This is a genomic window from Halalkalibacter sp. HAAS-P013, from assembly GCF_056619925.1.
On sequence record NZ_JBWQTU010000049.1, the window covers coordinates 1 to 1,364 of the forward strand.

General features: G+C 48.8%; 9 tRNA genes and 2 rRNA genes. All 11 read right to left on the reverse strand.

Features of this window, described 5'->3' with window-relative positions:
- Nucleotides 1-7: 7 nt before the first annotated feature.
- Nucleotides 8-78, reverse strand: a tRNA-Gly gene (locus tag AC1FXP_RS23380).
- Nucleotides 79-245: 167 nt separating this feature from the next.
- Nucleotides 246-322, reverse strand: a tRNA-Pro gene (locus AC1FXP_RS23385).
- A 16-nt stretch (nucleotides 323-338) separates the two neighbouring features.
- Nucleotides 339-415: transfer RNA gene (locus tag AC1FXP_RS23390), tRNA-Arg, on the reverse strand.
- Nucleotides 416-424: 9 nt separating this feature from the next.
- Nucleotides 425-513, reverse strand: a tRNA-Leu gene (locus AC1FXP_RS23395).
- Between the two features lie 29 nt (nucleotides 514-542).
- Nucleotides 543-614, reverse strand: a tRNA-Gly gene (locus AC1FXP_RS23400).
- A 2-nt stretch (nucleotides 615-616) separates the two neighbouring features.
- Nucleotides 617-691 (reverse strand) — tRNA-Gln (locus AC1FXP_RS23405).
- Between the two features lie 24 nt (nucleotides 692-715).
- Nucleotides 716-808, reverse strand: a tRNA-Ser gene (locus AC1FXP_RS23410).
- Nucleotides 809-823: 15 nt separating this feature from the next.
- Nucleotides 824-897 (reverse strand) — tRNA-Met (locus AC1FXP_RS23415).
- 12 nt (nucleotides 898-909) lie between these two features.
- Nucleotides 910-985, reverse strand: a tRNA-Ala gene (locus tag AC1FXP_RS23420).
- Nucleotides 986-1,004: 19 nt separating this feature from the next.
- Nucleotides 1,005-1,120: ribosomal RNA gene (gene rrf, locus AC1FXP_RS23425) — 5S ribosomal RNA — on the reverse strand.
- 125 nt (nucleotides 1,121-1,245) lie between these two features.
- Nucleotides 1,246-1,364: ribosomal RNA gene (locus AC1FXP_RS23430) — 23S ribosomal RNA — on the reverse strand; the annotation flags it as partial.

The window sequence follows — 1,364 nt, forward strand, 5'->3', positions numbered from 1 at the left end:
TAGTAAGAGCGGGTGATGAGAATCGAACTCACATCATCAGCTTGGAAGGCTGAGGTTTTACCACTAAACTACACCCGCATATAAAATCAATATATATCACAAATTTTCATAACGCACTGGCATGTCTCTTCCTCTTCTAGTAACTCTTAGAAGCAAATGCGTCGAGACAACTCGCAGCTTATTCGGCAGATGGTTTGCTCGTGGCTGAGGTTTTACCACTAAACTACACCCGCATATTCATTTCATGGTCGGGAAGACAGGATTTGAACCTGCGACCCCCTGGTCCCAAACCAGGTGCTCTACCAAGCTGAGCCACTTCCCGTTTTCCTTTAATAGAATGGCGCGCCCTGAGAGATTCGAACTCCCGACCTTTTGATTCGTAGTCAAACACTCTATCCAGCTGAGCTAAGGGCGCTAAATTTTTTGGTGCCGAGGGCCGGACTTGAACCGGCACGATAGTCACCTATCGCAGGATTTTAAGTCCTGTGTGTCTGCCAATTCCACCACCCCGGCAGGACTTATAAAAACATATTTTATTAAAGAGCGGAAGACGAGATTCGAACTCGCGACCCCCACCTTGGCAAGGTGGTGTTCTACCACTGAACTACTTCCGCATTGGCTGGGCTAGCAGGATTCGAACCTACGCATGACGGAATCAAAATCCGTTGCCTTACCGCTTGGCGATAGCCCAACAAAAATTACCTTGTCCAAAATATGGCGGAGGAAGAGGGATTCGAACCCCCGCGCGGTTTAACCCGCCTGTCGGTTTTCAAGACCGATCCCTTCAGCCGGACTTGGGTATTCCTCCATAATAAAAGATATATAGCGGCGGAGGGAATCGAACCCACGACCTCACGGGTATGAACCGTACGCTCTAGCCAGCTGAGCTACGCCGCCTCGTATTTAGAATGGTGGAGCCTAGCGGGATCGAACCGCTGACCTCCTGCGTGCAAGGCAGGCGCTCTCCCAGCTGAGCTAAGGCCCCATAAAAAAATACTATTATAGCCTGGCAACGTCCTACTCTCACAGGGGGAAGCCCCCAACTACCATCGGCGCAAAAGAGCTTAACGACCGTGTTCGACATGGGAACGGGTGTGACCTCTTCGCTATCGCCACCAGACTATATTGGTATTTCCCTCGAAAATACCTTGAACCTCTGATTCCTCGAAAGGTATCTTAGTTCACATTTGAGATGGTTCTCTCAAAACTAGATAATGCTTTATAGAAACGTATCAAGAAATTTTTTTGGATAAGTCCTCGACCGATTAGTATCTGTCAGCTCCACGTGTCGCCACGCTTCCACACCAGACCTATCAACCTCATCATCTCTAAGGGGTCTTACTGGATTTACTCCATGGGAAATC